The organism is Microcystis sp. M49636_WE2, assembly GCF_030065375.1.
Lineage (GTDB): Bacteria > Cyanobacteriota > Cyanobacteriia > Cyanobacteriales > Microcystaceae > Microcystis > Microcystis aeruginosa_C.
The window spans coordinates 1-1,551 of sequence record NZ_JASJFG010000983.1 but is presented as its reverse complement, the minus strand read 5'-3'; the positions used below and the strand labels follow the sequence as shown (position 1 = coordinate 1,551).

At 46.6% G+C, this 1,551-nt stretch carries 3 protein-coding genes; all 3 read left to right on the top strand.

The window, feature by feature from the left end:
• On the top strand, positions 1 to 350 hold a 350-nt coding region (locus tag PX484_RS22600; protein WP_288105608.1), incomplete at its 5' end, for a potassium channel family protein.
• Positions 351 to 383: 33 nt separating this feature from the next.
• Complete coding sequence (locus tag PX484_RS22595; RefSeq protein ID WP_288105605.1) at positions 384 to 1,160, top strand: DUF2092 domain-containing protein; 777 nt, start codon at positions 384 to 386, stop codon at positions 1,158 to 1,160.
• Between the two features lie 91 nt (positions 1,161 to 1,251).
• Complete coding sequence (locus PX484_RS22590; RefSeq protein WP_002772118.1) at positions 1,252 to 1,494, top strand: AbrB/MazE/SpoVT family DNA-binding domain-containing protein; 243 nt, start codon at positions 1,252 to 1,254, stop codon at positions 1,492 to 1,494.
• Positions 1,495 to 1,551: the final 57 nt, after the last annotated feature.

Sequence of the window (1,551 nt, the reverse complement as noted above, 5' to 3'; positions counted from 1 at the left end):
TTAGTTTATGCGTGTACTCGATTTTACTAGAATTAATTCTCGCCGAACAGGTAACATCCGATATCATCAAAGGGGGAATTTGTGTCTATTTTCTCCTAGGATTTTTCTGGGCATCCGCTTATAGTATCGTCCAGATTTTTGAACCCGATTCCTTTAGCTCCGCCGCTAAAACCGTCAACCAGGCGGATCTACTTCATTTCAGCTTTACTACCCTGGCCACGGTTGGCTACGGTGATATAGTTCCTACCAGTAAAGTCGCTAGAGTTTTGGCCAATTTAGAAGGAATGACTGGAGTTCTCTATCCCGCCGTTTTTATCGCTCGTTTAGTCAGTTTACACAATGGTCGTTAACCAAAACAATCCATCGCCTTGGGGGAATATTAGATGATTATGCCTCGCTTCATGCCGATTCTTTCTTTACTTTTGCCTTGGGTCACTGCCGCAGGAGTCTTGGCGGAAATACCGACTCTATCCCAGGAAATCCGCCCAAAAACGGCGGAACAGGTGATCGAGCAACTCTGTGCTAATTTAACCAAACAGCGATCGTTCACCGTCAATATGGATGTCACCTATGACGATATACTCGACTCCGGGGCGAAAGTTCAGTACAGTGCCGATCAAAACATCTGGGTAGAGAAACCCGATCGCCTGCGCTCGGACTACACTGGGGATGAACGAGTTACACGCTTTTTTTACGATGGTAAAACCTTCACCCTTGCGGATCTGGAACAGGATCTATACGTCACGAAACCGGCTCCGAATACTCTAGATGAAGCCTTAGACCAAGTAGAGCAAAGGTACGGAATCACCATTCCCATGTCAAATCTAGCAGCGAACGATCCCTGTGCAGATCTAATGGCTGATGTCAGACAAATTATTTTTATCGGCAACAACATGGTTAATGGTGAACAAATGTATCATCTGCTGCTGATCGGTAGCGATCGCGATTATCAAATCTGGGTCACGCAGGATGCCACCCCCCTACTGAGGAAAGCGATTATCACCTATAAAACTCTACCCGGTTCACCCCAGTACACGGCAATATTATCCGATTGGAATTTTAAGCCTAGTACACCCGCCGATACTTTCACTTTCCAACCGGGATCAGAGTCGATCCCTATCGAACTTCTACCCCCTAGGGATAATCAATCCCAGCCATAAAGCCCGTTCATAAAACGCGATCGCTTGTCGGTATTCCCCTAAATCAGCGTTTTGATATACTTTGAATATCTAACGAATTCGAGGTGGGATCATGAAGTCGCAGATTGGACGCTGGGGTAATTCTTTAGCGATTCGGATTCCCAAGTATGCGGTGGAGGCACTGAACCTCAATCCCAATGACGTTGTTGAATGTTCTGTGGAAAACGGAAAGCTAGTAATTGAGCTAATTCAAGCCTTGCCTGAGTTAAGCCTAGAAGAACTACTGGCTGAGGTTGTTGAATCACCGGAGCCGGAAGTGGATTGGGGACGGCCAATGGGAGAGGAGGTTTGGTGACATACATTCCAGAACGTGGAGATTTCCTGCGGTTGAGCTTCGACCCACAAATTGGGC